15 protein-coding genes and 3 pseudogenes are annotated in these 17,896 nt (G+C 48.2%); 10 read left to right on the top strand and 8 right to left on the bottom strand.

All coding sequences use genetic code 11. The features are described from left to right. Positions 1 to 130 precede the first annotated feature (130 nt). From rluD to IPG31_12875, 10 genes are all read left to right on the top strand, one after another. Positions 131 to 1,141: a 23S rRNA pseudouridine(1911/1915/1917) synthase RluD gene (gene rluD / locus IPG31_12920; protein MBK6619202.1), complete on the top strand. Its 1,011-nt coding sequence runs from the start codon at positions 131 to 133 to the stop codon at positions 1,139 to 1,141. Positions 1,142 to 1,234: 93 nt separating this feature from the next. Continuing rightward, entirely contained in the window at positions 1,235 to 1,669 is a 435-nt protein-coding gene (gene rplM, locus IPG31_12915) for a 50S ribosomal protein L13 (GenBank protein MBK6619201.1), read from the top strand. Between the two features lie 14 nt (positions 1,670 to 1,683). Next, the gene (rpsI, locus tag IPG31_12910; GenBank protein ID MBK6619200.1) at positions 1,684 to 2,076 is read left to right on the top strand and encodes a 30S ribosomal protein S9; all 393 of its coding nucleotides are present in this window, start codon (positions 1,684 to 1,686) and stop codon (positions 2,074 to 2,076) included. A 95-nt stretch (positions 2,077 to 2,171) separates the two neighbouring features. Next, positions 2,172 to 2,540 (top strand): hypothetical protein, encoded by a 369-nt coding sequence (locus IPG31_12905; protein ID MBK6619199.1) that lies wholly within the window; start codon positions 2,172 to 2,174, stop codon positions 2,538 to 2,540. Between the two features lie 61 nt (positions 2,541 to 2,601). Beyond that, the gene (gene lnt / locus IPG31_12900; GenBank protein ID MBK6619198.1) at positions 2,602 to 4,095 is read left to right on the top strand and encodes an apolipoprotein N-acyltransferase; all 1,494 of its coding nucleotides are present in this window, start codon (positions 2,602 to 2,604) and stop codon (positions 4,093 to 4,095) included. Between the two features lie 33 nt (positions 4,096 to 4,128). After that, positions 4,129 to 5,058, top strand: a complete 930-nt coding sequence (locus IPG31_12895) for a glycine--tRNA ligase subunit alpha (protein MBK6619197.1) — start codon at positions 4,129 to 4,131, stop codon at positions 5,056 to 5,058. Then, the gene (locus tag IPG31_12890; protein ID MBK6619196.1) at positions 5,055 to 7,178 is read left to right on the top strand and encodes a glycine--tRNA ligase subunit beta; all 2,124 of its coding nucleotides are present in this window, start codon (positions 5,055 to 5,057) and stop codon (positions 7,176 to 7,178) included. Before IPG31_12895 ends, IPG31_12890 begins: the two co-directional genes overlap by 4 nt. A gap of 7 nt (positions 7,179 to 7,185) precedes the next feature. Then, complete coding sequence (gene gmhB, locus IPG31_12885) at positions 7,186 to 7,725, top strand: D-glycero-beta-D-manno-heptose 1,7-bisphosphate 7-phosphatase (protein ID MBK6619195.1); 540 nt, start codon at positions 7,186 to 7,188, stop codon at positions 7,723 to 7,725. Continuing rightward, a complete protein-coding gene (locus IPG31_12880; GenBank protein MBK6619194.1) occupies positions 7,715 to 8,464 on the top strand; it encodes a 1-acyl-sn-glycerol-3-phosphate acyltransferase in 750 nt (249 codons plus the stop codon). The genes gmhB and IPG31_12880 overlap by 11 nt, the downstream gene beginning before the upstream one ends. 123 nt (positions 8,465 to 8,587) lie before the next feature. Continuing rightward, entirely contained in the window at positions 8,588 to 9,112 is a 525-nt protein-coding gene (locus IPG31_12875; protein ID MBK6619193.1) for a cytochrome P460 family protein, read from the top strand. A gap of 410 nt (positions 9,113 to 9,522) precedes the next feature. On the opposite strand, the gene IPG31_12870 is transcribed toward IPG31_12875, so the two are convergent. The 8 genes and pseudogenes from IPG31_12870 to IPG31_12835 form a co-directional block, all read right to left on the bottom strand. Continuing rightward, on the bottom strand, positions 9,523 to 10,398 hold the full coding sequence (locus IPG31_12870) for a CBS domain-containing protein (GenBank protein MBK6619192.1): 876 nt from the start codon (positions 10,396 to 10,398) through the stop codon (positions 9,523 to 9,525). A gap of 100 nt (positions 10,399 to 10,498) precedes the next feature. After that, entirely contained in the window at positions 10,499 to 10,945 is a 447-nt protein-coding gene (ybeY, locus tag IPG31_12865; protein ID MBK6619191.1) for an rRNA maturation RNase YbeY, read from the bottom strand. Between the two features lie 6 nt (positions 10,946 to 10,951). Then, on the bottom strand, positions 10,952 to 11,944 hold the full coding sequence (locus IPG31_12860; GenBank protein ID MBK6619190.1) for a PhoH family protein: 993 nt from the start codon (positions 11,942 to 11,944) through the stop codon (positions 10,952 to 10,954). 8 nt (positions 11,945 to 11,952) lie between these two features. Continuing rightward, on the bottom strand, positions 11,953 to 13,281 hold the full coding sequence (gene miaB / locus IPG31_12855) for a tRNA (N6-isopentenyl adenosine(37)-C2)-methylthiotransferase MiaB (GenBank protein ID MBK6619189.1): 1,329 nt from the start codon (positions 13,279 to 13,281) through the stop codon (positions 11,953 to 11,955). A gap of 163 nt (positions 13,282 to 13,444) precedes the next feature. Then, a pseudogene (locus IPG31_12850) lies at positions 13,445 to 14,139 on the bottom strand (NapC/NirT family cytochrome c). Then, positions 14,139 to 14,848, bottom strand: a pseudogene (locus IPG31_12845) (cytochrome C554). Before IPG31_12845 ends, IPG31_12850 begins: the two co-directional pseudogenes overlap by 1 nt. Before the next feature lie 178 nt (positions 14,849 to 15,026). Beyond that, positions 15,027 to 16,083: pseudogene (haoB, locus tag IPG31_12840) on the bottom strand (hydroxylamine oxidation protein HaoB). Next, complete coding sequence (locus tag IPG31_12835) at positions 16,080 to 17,798, bottom strand: hydroxylamine reductase (GenBank protein MBK6619188.1); 1,719 nt, start codon at positions 17,796 to 17,798, stop codon at positions 16,080 to 16,082. The pseudogene haoB and the gene IPG31_12835 overlap by 4 nt, the downstream one beginning before the upstream one ends. Positions 17,799 to 17,896 lie beyond the last annotated feature (98 nt).

Here is a 17,896-nt window from a genome sequence, read left to right as displayed (position 1 = left end):
AACCCAGATAACCACCCAGACTTTCAGGAATACTTTTATAGTAGAAGATTACAGTCGCCTGGATTTTTCAGAACAACCACGCGCCAAAAGCAATGAAATTCCAGCCCCATTTCAAAAACCGAAGCAAATAATGAGTCATATCAGACGCAAACCTCACCACGTGAATTATAACGCAAAGCAAACACTTTCCACGCCAACTGAACGGGATAGCGATACGCTTGATCTGGATGCTCCCGAAAGCACTGCTGGCCTGCGTCTTGATCAGGTCCTGGCTCATTTATTACCACAATGGTCACGCAGCAGGCTGCAAGAATGGATTAAACAGGACCGCGTCAGTATAGACGGCATGATTGCCAATACCCGGCAGAAAATATGGGGGGGTGAGAAAATCCGGATTTTCCCCAACCTGATCGATGCAAACCACTGCCATTATCCTGAAGCGATACCGCTAAATATTGTATACGAGGACAATCAGCTGCTGGTAATCGACAAGCCTGCCGGGCTCGTCGTTCACCCGGGAAACGGCAACTGGCAGGGCACCATGCTTAATGCACTGCTCAATCATGCAGAGCAACTCAACCACGTCCCCCGAGCGGGTATTGTTCATCGCCTGGATAAGCAAACATCTGGATTACTTGTTGTTGCCAAAACCATTGAATCACAGCTCAACCTAGTCAGGCAATTACAGCAACGATCTGTAAAAAGAGATTACCTGGCAATTGTGCTGGGTAATATCAAAAAAGATGGGGTAGTGGATGCGCCCATTGGCAGACACCCCAGACAGCGGACACGGATGACGGTTATCGAAAACGGCAAGCCTGCACGAACTTACTACCATATTCTGGAAAATTTCTCAGCATATACACTGCTGCGCTGCAGCCTGGAAACCGGACGTACGCACCAAATACGCGTTCACTTACGCGCAATTGGTCATTCGTTAATAGGGGATCCTGTCTATGGTGGAAAAATTCCCAGCCTAACCGATGCTCATCTGGCTGAAACGATTTTGCAATTTCCAAGACAGGCGTTACACGCACAACAACTTGAGCTGAACCACCCACAGACCGGACAATGGATGCAGTGGAATTCACCCATACCGGATGACATTGCCGATTTATTGAAAAGACTAAGATCTGTCTGATGGGTGCTTGACAAGACTCCTTCAGAAGATTGACATTTTCATGGTGCTGGTTGATAATCGCGCTTCATTTTTGTACCCAAAGGAAAATCAGTAGTGAAGACCTTTTCTGCCAAGCCACATGAAGTCAATCACGAATGGTTTGTGGTTGATGCAACCGACAAAGTTTTGGGCAGATTGGCTGCGGCCATCGCCCACCGCCTGCGCGGAAAACATAAACCGATTTATACGCCGCATGTGGATACGGGCGATTACATTGTGGTGATCAATGTTGACAAGCTGCGAGTGACAGGAAATAAAGCTGAAGACAAAAAGTATTATCGCCATAGCGGTTATCCAGGCGGCATTTACGAAACCACTTTCCGCAAGATGCACGCGCGCTTTCCTGACAGACCACTACAAAAGGCTGTTAAGGGCATGCTCCCCAAGGGTCCTCTTGGATACGCCATGCTTAAAAAACTGAAACTTTATGCCGGAAATACGCATCCCCACGCCGCTCAACAACCACAATCTCTTGAAATTAATACATAACAACCAAACCACTTATGGCAATCCAATATAATTACGGTACCGGACGCAGAAAGAGCGCTGTCGCACGAGTTTTCATCAAATCTGGAACAGGTATTATTACCGTGAACCGTAAGCCCATAGATGAGTATTTCTCACGAGAAACAGGACGCATGGTGGTGCGGCAACCCCTTGAACTGACCGGCAATACCAATAACCTTGATATCATGGTCAACATACATGGTGGCGGTGAATCTGGTCAGGCTGGCGCTGTTCGCCACGGTATTACGCGCGCACTTATTGATTACGATGAAACCCTTAAGCCAGTTCTAAAGAAGGCTGGGCTTGTTACACGCGATGCACGTGAAGTGGAACGGAAGAAAGTTGGCTTCCGCAAAGCTCGCCGACGCAAGCAATTCTCAAAACGTTAAGCCTGGTCTCATCAACAAAGCCGCCTTATGGGCGGCTTTGTTGTATCTACATTACCGTAACTTCTACCCTACAATATAAATTATTTTCTCCAGCAATGTCTAAACTCCTATTTAAACTACGAGGGGTACCAGATGATGAAGCAGATGAGATCCGCGCGCTGCTGACAGAAAAGCAAATTGAGTACTATGAAACATCCGCCGGCAACTGGGGCATTTCATTACCGGCACTTTGGCTTCAAGATGACTCACGTTATTCAGAAGCCAAAGAGTTGCTGGATGCTTATCAGATAGCACGCACCCAACGTATTCGTGCAGAATATGCCAGACTGAAACAAGCCGGAAAACAAAAAACACTAAGAGATAGTTTTCTGGAAAACCCGCTTGTATTTGCAGGCTATATTTTTATTGTTATCGTATTGCTTTATCTTCCGGTCAAGATTGTGGTGGAGCTTGGCAAATGGTAGATCAATCAGATAATCTCCAAGTCAATTGAGGGTGCAAGAATTTTTGTTTAACCAGACTAATTTGAAACCCATCTCAAAACTTTTATCCGCCTGTCTGCTTGGTGTCCTGACAGTGCCAGGTTTTGCACCACTCTATTTTTATCCGCTACCACTGCTCACATTGGCATTGCTGAGCATATTACTGCGTCAAACCACCTCCTCTTTTCAGACAATCTTGATCAGTTTCAGTTTTGCCATGGGATTATTTGGCGTGGGTGTAAGCTGGCTCTACATCAGCCTACATGATTTTGGAAGTATGCCACCGCCACTCGCAATCATTGCGCTGATACTACTATGCATCTATCTTTCCCTATTTCCCGGCCTGGCTGCCGGTATTGCCAGTATTGCTGCTTTGCGCAGACCACTGGTTTGGCCGTGGATCATTGCTGCTCTCTGGACATTAAGTGAATGGTTACGGGGTGTGCTATTTACCGGTTTTCCATGGCTGGCAGTCGGTTACTCTCAGGCACCGGCCAGTCCGCTATCCGGTTTTGCATCAATTATTGGCGTATACGGCGTTTCTTTCTTGCTGGTATTGACCGCTTCATGGCTAGCCTGCTGGCAGGAACGATGGCGAAACTGGAAATTTGGTCTGCCACTGATTGCAATCTGGTTAGTCGGATGGGGATTACATCAGGTCAGCTGGGTTACGCCATCCGGTGAACCTATCAAGGTAAGCCTGCTACAGGGCAATATTTCGCAGGATCTAAAATGGCGCCCCGATCACACACTGACGTCTTTGCAGACTTACCTGCAGCTGGTGAATGAGAGCTCGACCCAGCTGATCATCACGCCTGAAATCTCGTTTCCATTGTTCAGCGAAGAATTACCCGCCTCATATCGATCGATTTTCGCAGATCATGCCCGACGCAATCAGGGAGATGTACTGATTGGTATGGTGGAACGGGGGGCAACTGATGGCGAGTATTACAATACGATGTTTAGTTTTGGAACATCACCCGAACAAAAATACCGCAAGCATCATTTGGTTCCATTTGGAGAATATATTCCACTAAAACCAGTATTTGGGCGTATTGTCGAGGTGCTGAATATCCCATTATCAGATTTTTCCCGTGGCAGCAAAAACCAGCAGCCGATGCAGCTTGCGGGCAGACAAGTGGCGATCAATATCTGTTATGAAGACGTATTTGGTGAAGAAATCATCTGGCAACTACCCGAAGCCGAACTACTGGTAAATGTCAGCAACGACGCCTGGTTTGGGCAGTCAATCGGCCCCTGGCAGCATTTACAGATTTCGCAAATGCGCGCACTCGAAACCGGACGCTACATGCTTCGCGCCACCAATACAGGTGTCACCGCAATCATAAATGAACGTGGCCAGGTGCTACAAACGCTGGAAATGTTTACGACCGGCGTGCTAAATGGGGAAGTACAGGGGTTCAGTGGCAGCACTCCGTACGTACGGTATGGCAACGGACCGGTCCTGAGTCTGATCGGCCTGCTATTGCTAACAGGTGGCATCATGGTATTTTCGGCATCCCGCAAAAACCTGTAGAATCGTCGTGTTTTAAACCATACAGGTAAGAGCATGACTGCACCTACTTTTCAGGAAATCATCCTGACACTGCAGCAATACTGGGGACAGCAGGGATGTGCCCTTCTACAACCCTACGATATGGAAGTCGGTGCAGGTACAAGCCATACCGCCACATTTCTACGGGCCATCGGCCCTGAACCATGGAAGGCGGCTTATGTGCAGCCCTCACGTCGTCCTAAAGATGGGCGTTATGGCGACAATCCTAACCGGTTACAGCATTATTATCAGTTCCAAGTCGTTCTCAAACCTGCGCCACGCGATATTCTGGATCTATATTTCTGCTCTCTAAAAACATTGGGGCTGGATCTGCAGCAGAACGATGTGCGTCTGGTAGAGGATGATTGGGAAAATCCCACACTGGGTGCCTGGGGGTTAGGCTGGGAGGTATGGCTAAATGGCATGGAGGTAACGCAATTCACTTATTTTCAACAAGTAGGCGGGCTAAACTGCCGGCCAATCACCGGTGAAATCACCTATGGATTGGAGCGCCTGGCCATGTATTTGCAGGGCGTAGAAAATGTATTTGATCTTACCTGGACCAAAGGACTCAGTTATCGCGATGTCTATCACCAGAATGAAGTGGAACAATCCACCTATAACTTTGAATACAGTGATATCCGTTTTCTATTGCTTGCCTTTGGCGAGTATGAAATGCAATGCAACCACCTGATGGATGTACAACTCGCATTACCCGCCTATGAGCAATTGTTAAAAGCAGCACATACATTCAATCTGCTCGATGCACGCAACGTCATATCGGTAACTGAACGTGCCGCTTATATCACGCGCATTCGCAACCTGGCGCGACGTGTTGCGAATGCCTATCACGACAGTCGCGCACGTCTGCACCCCCCCTTTCCACTGGCACCCAGGGAATGGGTAGAAGAACTGCTTGAGCAATTACATACCGCGTCCGCATGAATTCTCCCAATCTACTGATCGAACTGCTAACGGAAGAACTGCCGCCCAAGGCACTCAAAAAACTCGCTGCAGCATTTGCAGCAGGCATCGAAAAAAGTCTGCGTGGGCAGAATCTCGTAACGGAATCATCCCATACGACAATATTCGCCACACCCAGGCGACTGGCTGTCCACATGACAGCAATACTGACGCAAGCCCCCGAACAACTTATCTCGCAAAAACTGATGCCAATTCAGGTTGGCCTGGATGTACAGGGTCAGGCAACGCCTGCCCTGCTGAAGAAACTGGCGGCGCTTGGTGCGGAGGAGACAGATGTATCACAACTCAGGAAGGTGTGCGAAGCAAAATCCGAGGTATTGTTTCTGGATCGCATCCAGCCCGGAAAATTTCTGACTGAAGGCTTGCAAATTGCCCTTGATGAGGTCATACAGCAACTGCCGATTCCCAAGGTAATGGCCTATCAATTGGCTGATGGCTGGCAGAATGTGAATTTCGTGCGGCCTGTACATAAATTGCTGGCGTTGCATGGGAATGTAGTCGTTCCAATTCGGGCGTTTGGACTGGTTGCAAACAATGTGACACAGGGGCACCGCTTCGAGTCCAAAGCCGATCAACTTGTGATCGATGATGCAGATCATTATGAAGCACGCCTGCAAACCGATGGTGCGGTAATCCCTCATTTCGACCGACGTCGCGAACTCATCTGGAACGGATTACGAGACACCGCTAACAGCCTTGGTTTGACCGTAATCGAGGATGATGCTTTGCTTGATGAAGTGACTGCACTGGTCGAGCGCCCCAATATCCTCACCGGAACATTTCCGGAAAAATTCCTGCAGATACCTGCAGAATGTCTGATTCTGACGATGAAGGCCAATCAGAAATACTTCCCACTGATGGATACCGCTGGTCAGCTCGCCAATCGCTTCCTGATCGCTGCCAATATCACACCAACTGATGCAACCGCGATAATCACCGGCAACGAGCGCGTCGTCCGCTCAAGACTTGCGGATGCACAGTTTTTCTTTGAGAAGGATCGAAAAACTACTCTAGCCTCGCGTCTGCCCGGCCTTGACAAGGTTGTTTACCACCATCAGCTAGGTTCACAAGGAGAGCGCATTGCCTATCTGTGTCAACTCGCGCAGGCATTCGCCAATCAACTGGGTGGCGATGAGCTGGCAAAACAGGCAAAACAGGCTGCCAGTCTTGCAAAGGTGGATCTGTTGACGGACATGGTAGGCGAGTTTCCTGAGCTGCAGGGAATTATGGGACGTTACTACGCCCAATACGAAGGCATTACCGATACCATCGCCTTTGCCATCGAGGATCATTACAAACCCCGGTTTTCCGGAGACCAACTGCCACGAAACCCGGTTGGAGTATGCGTGGCGCTTGCTGATAAACTGGAAACCCTGGTCAGCATGTTCAGCATCGGACTTGCCCCAAGTGGGGATAAGGATCCTTATGCGTTGCGCAGACATGCTCTTGGTATCATCCGAATCTTGATTGAAAAAAACCTGCCGCTGCAGCTCGATGCATTGCTCTCAACAGCGATGGATATTCTTGGCGATCCGAGCACTAGCCAGGCGCGGCCAGTTTCAGCACAGCTCACTGCGCAACTGAAGGAATTCCTTTTTGACCGGCTTGCTTATAATCTACGTGAACAAGGTTATCGACCGCAGGAAATCGAAGCCGTACTCAGCCTGCAGCCACAGCGTCTGGATGATATTCCCAAGCGTCTCGCGGCCGTGCGGGCTTTTACAACATTACCGGAAGCGGCCAGTCTGGCATCGGCAAACAAGCGTGTTGGCAATATTCTCAAAAAATCAACTGATCCAATCATGCCGCTGCAGCAGGACAATCTACAGGAACCAGCAGAAATCACCCTCTATCAGGTTCTCTCCACGATTGAAAAAGATGTTGATAATGGTTTTGCCAACGGAGATTATTTCAGTGCATTGCAAAAATTAGCGGCGTTGAAGGATCCGGTAGACCATTTCTTTGATCAGGTATTGGTCAACTGCGAAGACCCGCTGTTACGGCAATCACGCATTGCCCTACTGGAAAAATTACAAACTGCAATGAACCGGGTAGCGGATATTGCCTGTCTTGCAGGGTAAATTTGCCATGAAACTGATCATTCTCGACCAGAATGGCGTCATCAGTCAGGTACGTGATACCTATATTAAATCACCCGACGAATGGCTACCGATTCCGGAAAGCCTGCGGGCAATTGCACGTTTGACACACGCCGGTTACCGGGTAGTCATTGCGATGAATTGCGCAACAATCGGTCGTGGATTACACGACATGAGCACGTTAAACGCGATTAACGACAAGATGTTTCGCATGGTGCAGCAGGCAGGTGGAAGAATTGATTCGCTATTTTTCTGCCCTCATGCTGAGAGCGACCAATGCGCCTGTCGCAAACCCGGTATCGGCATGTTCGAGGAAATTAGTCAACGCTATGGTATCGGGCTCGATCGTATACTGGCTGTGGGTGATTCACCTCGCGACCTGCAGGCGGCTGCCAAAGCGGGAGCCATACCGGTGCTGGTACTGACCGGACATGGCGAAAATACTTACAAAACCGGAGAATTGCCTGAAGGCACGCAAATTTTTCTGAATCTGGCTGCAGTGGTGGATAGTCTTGGCATTGGCGCATAGAAAGAAGTGGCTTGCGGGTGCCCGCTCGCTGGTTTACCTGTTGCTGCAGGCGATTATCACGCCACCGTATGCACTGGTTACGCTCGCCTGTTATCCGCTTTCTCCCCATCAGCGCTATCGCGTCACCTACGGCTGGACCCGGCTGATGCTGCTCCTGTTATGGCATATCTGCGGTCTGCACTATCGCGTTATTGGTCGGGAGAACATACCCGGACAACCCGGCATCATTCTATCCAAACATCAATCTGCCTGGGAAACACTCGCCTTACAGCAGATCTTCCCACCGCAAGTCTGGGTACTCAAAAAGGAATTACTGCGCATTCCTTTCTTTGGCTGGGGGCTGGCAATGACTAACCCGATTGCCATCGACCGCAGCGCGGGTAAAGCCGCACTGGAGCAGATTGTCGAGCAAGGTAAGGAACGATTGAAACAGAATTTCTGGATTGTAGTCTTTCCAGAAGGCACGCGGGTTCCTCCTGGAAGCAAGGGGAAATACCGCATCGGCGGTGCCTGGCTTGCGGTACATGCCAATGCGCTGATTGTCCCCGTTGCGCATAATGCGGGTGAATTCTGGGGGAAAAACTCCTTCATCAAATACCCTGGCACGATCACGGTCAGTATCGGTGAGCCCATCAACCCGGCTGGTATGGAACCCACCCAACTGATTCAGAAAATGGAAGTATGGATCGAATCAGAAACCACACGTATCAGCAACGCTGAGAGCAGAAATAGCAATTAATCAAAATGGCTGCTTTCGAGTTTCAGTCTGTATGTCTATAATGAAATCGAAAACGGCGAGAGTTGCCCATCCGCTACTCCCGACCGTTTTTGATCATCAATTCAATAATGAGGAGAAGCGTAAATGAAATCAAGAATATGGACTATTACCCTGATGACTTTGTTGCTGCCATTCCATGCCAATGGTGGCGGAAACCCGGATTTCGTCAAACTGCCGGAGGGCTATGAGCAGATTTTTTCTCAATATAGTGTCGCCAACCGTGCCAATCAAACTCAGGTAGCAAAATTCTACGCCAACCAGATCGCTGTGGAGAGCTATAAGAAAGGCGAAGAAGCAGCTCCGGGTTCGATCGTCATCATGGAAATCTATGAACCTAAAAAGGATATCAGCGACAAGATAATATCCGGGCAGGACGGTCTTTTCGAAATCGACAAGCTCGCAGCTGTAGCCGTCATGGAAAAAAGAAATAACTGGGATAGCGCTTATCAGACCTCTGATCGTACAGGAGACTGGGGTTTCGCCGTCTACAATCCAGATGGCACGATAAAAGTAAATGACCTGAACTGCGTACAGTGTCACACTCCACTACAACAGCAGGACTATTTATTCAGTTTTCAGAAATTGATAGACTTCGCCACCGGACATTAATCACTATTTTACTATTAAGACATACCATTCCTGCAGAAGCAAAATGGTATGTCTGCCACCTCGAAACTTTAACTAGTGTCTGCCCGAAAACCCCATTTTCACCCTCAATCCGCCTGATTCCTGATCACCCTGAGTAAAACATAGCCGAGCGATATCGCCAGCAACACGCCCATTTATGATTTTTAGGAAATATTTCCGAAGAAGACGGTTTTTCCCGCCCAGCAGTCACCGCTGATTGTTCACAATCATGTCTCGCGTCAATTATCTTGGCCGCTTTGGCGATAATTATGATGACCGGTCTTGGAAGGAAACATTATCCAATTTCTGAATGGTTGATCTCAAGTATTCGAAGGGCGTTATTTGATAAACATGTCCGGCTACGGTATCTGATACCGCATAAATAAACTAAGTTATTGATTCAATGTATTAGATTCAGCCTCATCTGTTTTCATATCTGGATCTGCGTCTATTCTCTCAACCTTCAATAAATGTAAACGACGACTATCTGCCCTCAAAACTGTAAATTGGAACTGATCAATCACGATTGACTCATCATTTTTGGGTAATCGACCAAATTGATGAATAACATAACCACCAATCGTATCAAACTCTTTATCACTAAAATCTGCGCCCAAGGTTTCATTGAAACTCACAATCTCAGCAATTGCCTTCACCCGGTAATACCCATTAGTATCTGCAACAATATAATCGCCGGCCTCATCAAAATCATATTCATCCTCAATTTCGCCTACGATCTGTTCGAGAACATCCTCAATTGTCACCAATCCAGCAATACCACCATATTCGTCAACCACAATTGCCATATGGTTTCGGTTCCCACGAAAATCCTTCAATAAAATATTCAATCGTTTGGATTCGGGTATGTGCACCACAGGTCGCAACATATCACGCACATTGAATTCTCCTGCGTCAGCGTAGTAGCGCAGCAAATCTTTAGCCAGCAAAATACCGACAACCTGGTCTTTACTGCCATCTGTCACTGGAAAACGAGAATGGGCAGCTTCAATCACAAACGGAATAAATTCCTCGGGTTTATCACCAATATCAATAGTATCCATTTGCGAACGAGGCACCATGATATCGCGTACTTGCATTTCTGAGACGTGGAGCACACCTTCGATCATAGTCAATGCATCCGCATCAAGCAGATCACGCTCATAAGCGGAATGGAGCAGAGTAATCAGCTGTTCACGATCTTCAGGTTTACGCAACAGCAACGTGCCGACACGTTCAAACCAACTACTCTTGGACATAGAATCATTCATGAAAAAATATTAACGTGACAAGATTAAATGGTGGCATGGATATCCAATAGAGAGAAAAACAGGTAGGTGTATCTTATGTTTTATAAAAATAAATAATAAGTTATACGATATCGTAGGGATTAGAGAATCCAAGTTTACTCAAAATATCAATTTCGAGTGCTTCCATTGTTGCAGCCTCAACATCATCTAAATGATCAAAACCCTGCAAGTGAAGCAGCCCGTGGACAGTCAGGTGGGCATAATGTGATTCCAGACTTTTTTGTTGCTGTATCGATTCAGCGTGGATAACCGGCACACATAGTGCAATGTCGCCATGTATAAATATGTCGTTAACATAGACAAACGTCAGTATATTAGTAGCTGTGTGCTTGCCACGGAATTGGCGGTTAAGTGACTCTCCCTCTTGCTGATCAACCAGACGTATTGTGACCTCTGCCGGTTTCCGTAGCGTGGCCTGCGCCCATTTAGTAAACATTTGTTTATCAGGTAAGCCAGATTTATCTACCACATATTGTATTGCCAGGGTTAACTCTGTTTTAGCCACCATAAAGTATCAAAGAGGCTGTTGATCGGCGGTATGCCTTTCGTAAGCATCTACAATCCGCTGTACCAAAGGATGACGCACCACGTCATCAGTTTTAAAGCGCGTGAAAGCGATGCCTCTAATATCATTTAGCACTTGTTCCGCTTCAATCAAACCACTTTTTTGATTTTTAGGTAAATCGATCTGTGTAGTATCACCCGTAATCACCGCTTTGGAGCCAAAACCGATACGGGTTAGAAACATTTTCATCTGAGTGGGAGTCGTGTTTTGCGCTTCATCCAAAATAATAAAAGACCGGTTAAGTGTTCGCCCGCGCATAAAAGCCAATGGAGCTATCTCAATCGCACCTCGCTCAAACTGTTTTCCAGTTTTATCGAATCCCATCAGCTCATACAGAGCATCGTAGAGCGGCCGCAAATAAGGGTCAACTTTCTGAACCATATCGCCTGGCAGAAACCCTAAATTCTCTCCCGCTTCTACTGCTGGACGCACCAGGATAATTCGACTAACAGTCTCTCGCTCCAGTGCATCCACCGCACTTGCAACGGCAAGATAGGTTTTTCCCGTTCCCGCTGGCCCTATACCAAAAGTAATATCATGCGTCTGAATTTGCTGCAGATAAACTGTCTGACGTAAAGTACGGCCGGCAATGCTGCCACGACGAGTAATAAGTGATGGGGAAAGTGCTGAATGAATTTGAGATGGAAGTTCTGGCTGCGCCTGGCTCTCAGAAGCATGATTCTTGATCTCAGTCAGACCTAGTTGGATCTGCTCAATACTGATATGCTGCCCGGATTGACTATAGAAGCTTTTCAGCGCCTTCACCGCAAGTCGCGTTTGATCAACAGCGCCATACAGGCTGAAATGCTCCCCACGATGGGAAATCTCCACATCAAATGCGTTCTCCATCTGCTTAAGATTTTCATCTAATACGCCACAAAGATTAGCGAGACGCTGATTATCAGCAGGTGAAAAAGATATCTCTACAGGCTCAGATTTCAATTAGTTAACTATTTAGCACACAAAATACCGCGTAATGTATGGGTTAACGCTTGCGTAATTTCAATATTGGCAAAGGAGCCTATTAAATTGACATCTCCGGGAAAATTAACCGTTCTATTATTATCCGTTTTCCCATAATATTCACCATTATTTTTCTTTGAGATACCTTCCACCAATACGCGTTGATTAGTCCCAATCATACCCTGGCTGATGGCATCAGCTTGCTGCTGAATCTTTGCCTGTAGCTGATGTAGACGACTCAGTTTAACTTCATGGGGTGTATCGTCTATAAAATCTGCTGCCGGTGTTCCAGGACGAGCGCTATATATAAAGCTATAAGATTCATCAAAGTTAACCTCTTCAATCAACTTGATAGTTGCAGCAAAATCAGCATCAGTTTCACCTGGAAATCCAACAATAAAATCTGAAGAAACAGATAGTTGCGGTCTTAAGGCTCGTAGTTTATGAATAATATTCTTATATTCCACAACGGTATATCCACGCTTCATGGCAGCTAGAATTCGATCCGAACCTGATTGCACCGGAAGATGTACATGATTCACCAATTTTGGCAACGATTTATAGATATCGATCAAGCGCGTGGTAAATTCGCGCGGATGTGAGGTTGTAAATCGGATGCGTTCAATACCTGGAATATCTTGAATATAATCGAGTAACAAAGCAAAATCCGCTACGGTATTCTCTGCTGTTTTTCCAGTATACGCATTGACATTCTGTCCTAGCAGCGTAATTTCCTTGACACCTTGAATCGCTAATTCAGCAATTTCTGTCAATACATCATCAAGCGGTCTGGAAACTTCTTCTCCTCTTGTGTAGGGAACCACGCAAAAACTACAATATTTACTACACCCTTCCATAATAGATACGAATGCAGTAGCACCTTCGGTGCGTGCGGATGGCAGATAATCGAATTTTTCTATTTCGGGAAAGGAGATATCAATTTGTGGGCGCCCTGTTTCATGGCGAGCATCGATCAGGGCGGGTAATCGATGCAACGTCTGGGGTCCAAATACCAAATCAACAAACGGGGCACGTTTGATGATCTCGGCACCTTCCTGGCTGGCAACGCATCCACCAACACCTATCAACAAATTTGGATTACTGTTTTTAAGATGTCTCACGCGACCCAAGTCGTGAAAAACCTTTTCCTGCGCTTTTTCCCGAACTGAACAGGTATTAAACAAAATCAAATCAGCCTCATCAGGAATTTCTGTTCTTTCCATCCCTTTTTCAGCATGCAGCAGGGATGCCATTTTGGCAGAGTCATACTCGTTCATCTGACATCCGAACGTCTTAATATAAAGTTTAGCTGTCATCGCAAATAACTTACGCGGAAAACATTAATTCAATATGATATTGGTGACTTATCTTAAATACAGACCATCTAACAAAAACGAGCTATCCACCAGTTAAACTACAAATACCGAGTAGAAAAACCGGTTATAGCTCGTTATTTAGTTATAGGTTAACTTTCAAACCTTACTCATCATCATCTTCGGAGTCATCTTCATCAGAAGACTCGACTGCTGTATCACTTTCTTCAGCATTTTCATCGTCTTCGTCTTCGTCTTCGTCTTCGTCTTCGTCGTCATCATCCTCTTCGTCTTCTGGTTTCAGTACCATTTTCCCAGTAGCCAGACTAGCGTTCAGATCGGTCATGGGCGCTTCTTCATGCACCAGATTCTGATGACAATCTATGCAGGTCGCGCCCTCTGTCTCCATTTTCTTATGGGCAGCCTGGGCATCTTCTCCGGGCGGATTCGGGTTTTTGTGACAGGTACGGCAAGTGATGCTATCCCACTTCTTAAGATTCATGCGTGCATCATGTGCCATGATCAATCTACGCTCGTTGAATTTCTCCAGCGTGGAATAATCATTCACCAGTTCCAGATATAGCTCGCGCGCGCCATCCACTATGTGTGTGGCTACCGCCAGATGGAAGTTTTCTATCCCTTGCGGAATATGGCAGTCCTTACAGCCAGGATTGACCCCAGCGCGCCATAATGGGTGGAACGTTTGAGTTCTTCCTGCGGGTAGGTCATGGAATGACAGCTGGTGCAGAATTCTTCGGTGGATAATGCCGCTTCTCCACCAAATACAACTACCAGCAACACAATACCCAGCAATCCGCCTACCAGCAGAGTGCCTATCGATCCTTTCTGTAGAGTAGTCATCAGTCTTTTCCTTTTTTGGTTTCTTTAGCACTGGCCTGAAATTCGTCGTGATATTTGAATTTAGGCTCTCCGCTAAAAACACCATCCAGTTTGTAATGTTCGTGCATGGCTTTTTCGTTTTTGACCATTTCATCAAATTTAAAAGTATATTTCGCGTCCACATCTGGTGTAAACGGGGTATAAGGCGGTTTGGCACCTTTCCACGGAGAACCTTCGTAATTCAGGTGGCAGGCATTGCAGCTTTCTTCAAAATGGAAGTCCTGTCCTTTGTCCGCCAGTGTTTTACGCGGGGTGGTCTTGCCGGATTTCTCAAAGGTTTGTCCCGCCTTGCGATGATCACCACGATATTGTCGCCCAGCACCATGGCAGGATTCACAACCAACCGCTGCCAGCATTTTGTTCGGGGCGTCGATGTTGTAGCCGCCTTTTTGTTAAAACCATCTACATGGCAACCTACACAGTCTTTGTCTTGGGTGTAGTCTTTGGCCGGATCAAGTTTGGCTTTGATCTTGGCTTCTTTTTTGACATTGGGTTCTAGTGATTTCATCGCACTGGCATGCGCCGTGCTGTTCCAGGATTTCGCCTGCGCCTTGTGGCACGAGCTGCATTTCTTGCGGCCTTCAAACGGTGCTTCCGCTGCCATGAGGTTGCCAGCTATCAGGGTGATGAGCGCGACCGCCAGCAGTTTGGCGGTAGTGATGAGTTTCATTGTTTCTCCTTTTGTGGGGGACGGTTGGTCAAGTCGCCAGTTAGTCGCCTGTTTTTCGGGCGACTAATTGGTTTGCAACTGTCCTGGTTTTATCAAAATGACCTGCGATTCGCTCGCCGTCCGCTATTGTACCCGATCACGACAGGCTGTAAATCATTGCAAACAGGGTATCCCGTAATCATTCTCCACTCTGATCGGATGGCTCTGCCAGCAGTCTGTATACCCAATACCCACCTTGCTGGTAGATCAGTCTCGGGGTGTCAAGTTCCAGCGGCGGCGGTCGGTCGGTTAGGGGCAGTAGCGGTGCAATCAGGGTCTGGTCACTCGCTTCATCTGTCAGAAAAAAAGCACGAATCAGTTCTTCCGATAGTGATTGCAGGGGTGTAGGTGGTGTAGCCGCGCCGCCCCATTTCAGTTTTGAGGTGGCTGATCATGCCGTGAATGTTACCGGTCATGCGGTAGTTTTTGTAAGCTACTCCGAGTTTTTCCGGGTATAGCAATCCCAGTTTGTACAGGTCGGTGACGTGTACTACCAGGTAGGTTTCCCGCTCAGGATCACTTAATGCGCGCAATTCAGCCAGTCCGATTTCATGCGGTTGGGCCAGTGCGTGGGTGAAACGCTGAAACTGGGTGCGCTCTTCATCACTCACTACGGTGGCAACCTGTTCACTCTCGTAATCAAGGATGGCAGCGCGCTGTGTCTGCCAGACTTCCGGGATAATGAGCGGTTCATGTAACGGGCTGCGGGACAGGACATGACGTCCGGTCAGTAAGGCCAGTTGCGCGGAGGTGTCCCACCAGGCAAGTATCGTGGCATCTGCTGCGGCATGTTTCTCAATAGCCGCCGCCAGTGCACTCAATTCAGCTGGTTTGCGATCAAGTATTAATAGCGGTTCGCTGGTGAGATTCTGCCAGTCAAGCAACACCGGGGGATGTTTCGCACGCCGTCCAAAATAGGCGTAGGCAACGACCTGGTCTACCTCCGGTACACGCACTTCGTATTGATCAATGGTCAGGTCAGGCTATGCGCTCAGTTCCAGTTGCGGAAATTTGCTGCTATCTCCCGTCTCCAGCAATTGATACTGATATGGGGCCGTTCCAGGAGTGAACCATAGCCAGGAAAACCAGGCGAGTAAAATAAATCCTCCCGTTACCAGCAGGATGCCGAGTAACGGGAGGATCTTGTCCAGCCAGCCCGCTCGCGCGCGCTGGCCAGTCGTCAGTGGCTCGCTCAAGCCTGTTTCTGCTTGCGGCTGCGCCAGCCAAGCAAGGCCAGTGTGCCCGCGAGCAGCATGCCACCACCCAGTCCACCCAGGGAGATTTTGTCCTCAGGGGTCGTGATGTCCAGCAGGCTGGTTTTCTTGCTCTCCAGTTTGTTCACCCGTTCCTGCAGAGCAGCCATTTCCTGCATTTTGGTGTGTTCATCCTGAATTTCAACATAGGCACGGTTGATCGGACCCCAACCTTCGGTATAGGTCCAGCCACCCGGGTTGGTATGCGCCAGACCAACGTGCATTTTTGCCAGGTCGTTTTCAGCCATTTCCAGTACTTTCAGTTCGATCGAGGCCGGGTTGTTGCCTTTCGACCAGAAGAGCTGGGTGAAAATATGGAAACCAGGTTTCTCTGGCTCCGGAGGAGCAGGACGATTGGTTTTCTGTCCCGTCAGGTTGCCTGCCTTGTACAGCTTTTCAACCAGTTCATGGGCTTCCTGATATTTGGCCAATCCTTCCAGTGTGCCTTTGTCCATCAGTTCCAGGTAGGAGCGGGCAAAACGTTCGGAGTGACACTGGGTGCAGGTGACAACCCAGGAGTCAAGCCGTGCTTCTGACCAGTCGCTGGTGATGTTTTCTGCAATGCCCGGAACAAATGGGTAGTTCGCCCAACGAATCTTGCGTGTGATGTTGTGGGTGTATTCGCCTTCATACTCGAAATGGCAACCCGCACAGGTCGGTGCATTTTGTCCACCAACAGCGTAGGCATCTTTCAGCGGTGCTTCCCAGTTCCATTTATCGCCCAGCATGGCAACCATCTTGCCGTGCTTGGACATGGAATAGGTTTCCCAGTTGTTGTGGTCTACTCCGCTGTGGCAGGTGGCGCACGCTTCCGGTTTGCGCGATTCGGCTGCAGAAAATTCGTGACGTGTATGGCAGGAGTCACATTTGTTCTGGTTGGTATGGCACATGGTGCAGCCTTCCGCAACTTCTCTTTGCGGCATCGCGGCCCAGACGGTGGTCTCAACGTTGGCGCTGTAGTCAAGCGCATGGGATGGACGTCCGTCCGGCCATTGTCCATTCGGCCAGATCATGGTGTCACGCTCGGATTCACGTTCGGCAAATTCACGCAGGTGGCAGGCACCACAAACATCTGCTGTCGGCATGATCAGGTCTTTGCTGTGATCAATCTTTTGCTTCGAGTCCGCATTGATCGATACGTGACAGTCTATACAGCCAACTTCTTTCAAAGGTTCTTTCTCGCCTAACTTACCCATCGAACGCAGATTGGCTTCGACTTCTTCTAACTTGGCTTTCTTGTAGTAGGTCGGATCACTCGGCTGCAGTTTGCGAACCTTGTCCAGGTTCGCATGGGTGCTGCGCTTCCACGCCTGTACCCATACCGGCGACTCATCTGTGTGGCATTCTACACATTCCTTCCGGCTCGCCTTGTCGCGCATTGAGGTCGGTGGCTTGTAAAACGTGGCCGGATCCAGGTACATGCTGTACGGTATCGGCTCCCAGTATTCCCCCATCGTGCCCTTACCCGCCCCTTGCGCCGGATCCTTGTAACGCTTCACCAACGCTTCGTGCGTCTCTTTCGGCGTCGCCTTGCTACGATCCAGACCCAACGCTTCATACGTTACATCCGGCACCGTCGATATGTTCGCCTGCACCCCACCAGCCAGCGCTAATCCACAAGCTAGCAGTACTCCCTTCAGCCAAAATCCGGCATGCATGTCTCTCTCCTTATTTATTGTTAAAAATATATTGCATCAATAACCAAAATTACACCTATACCACGCTCGTTTGCCCAAGCACAGCAATAGACATCTAT

It is taken from the genome of Nitrosomonas sp., from assembly GCA_016703745.1.
Lineage (GTDB): Bacteria > Pseudomonadota > Gammaproteobacteria > Burkholderiales > Nitrosomonadaceae > Nitrosomonas.
This window is presented reverse-complemented; position numbering and strand designations above follow the sequence as displayed.

Coding starts and splice junctions, on each gene's coding strand:
- rluD (MBK6619202.1), top strand. CDS start 131: ATGAGTCATATCAGACGCAAACCTCACCACGTGAATTATAACGCAAAG.
- rpsI (MBK6619200.1), top strand. CDS start 1,684: ATGGCAATCCAATATAATTACGGTACCGGACGCAGAAAGAGCGCTGTC.
- IPG31_12905 (MBK6619199.1), top strand. CDS start 2,172: ATGTCTAAACTCCTATTTAAACTACGAGGGGTACCAGATGATGAAGCA.
- IPG31_12895 (MBK6619197.1), top strand. CDS start 4,129: ATGACTGCACCTACTTTTCAGGAAATCATCCTGACACTGCAGCAATAC.
- IPG31_12890 (MBK6619196.1), top strand. CDS start 5,055: ATGAATTCTCCCAATCTACTGATCGAACTGCTAACGGAAGAACTGCCG.
- gmhB (MBK6619195.1), top strand. CDS start 7,186: ATGAAACTGATCATTCTCGACCAGAATGGCGTCATCAGTCAGGTACGT.
- IPG31_12875 (MBK6619193.1), top strand. CDS start 8,588: ATGAAATCAAGAATATGGACTATTACCCTGATGACTTTGTTGCTGCCA.
- IPG31_12870 (MBK6619192.1), bottom strand. CDS start 10,398: ATGAATGATTCTATGTCCAAGAGTAGTTGGTTTGAACGTGTCGGCACG.
- ybeY (MBK6619191.1), bottom strand. CDS start 10,945: ATGGTGGCTAAAACAGAGTTAACCCTGGCAATACAATATGTGGTAGAT.
- miaB (MBK6619189.1), bottom strand. CDS start 13,281: ATGACAGCTAAACTTTATATTAAGACGTTCGGATGTCAGATGAACGAG.
- IPG31_12835 (MBK6619188.1), bottom strand. CDS start 17,798: ATGCATGCCGGATTTTGGCTGAAGGGAGTACTGCTAGCTTGTGGATTA.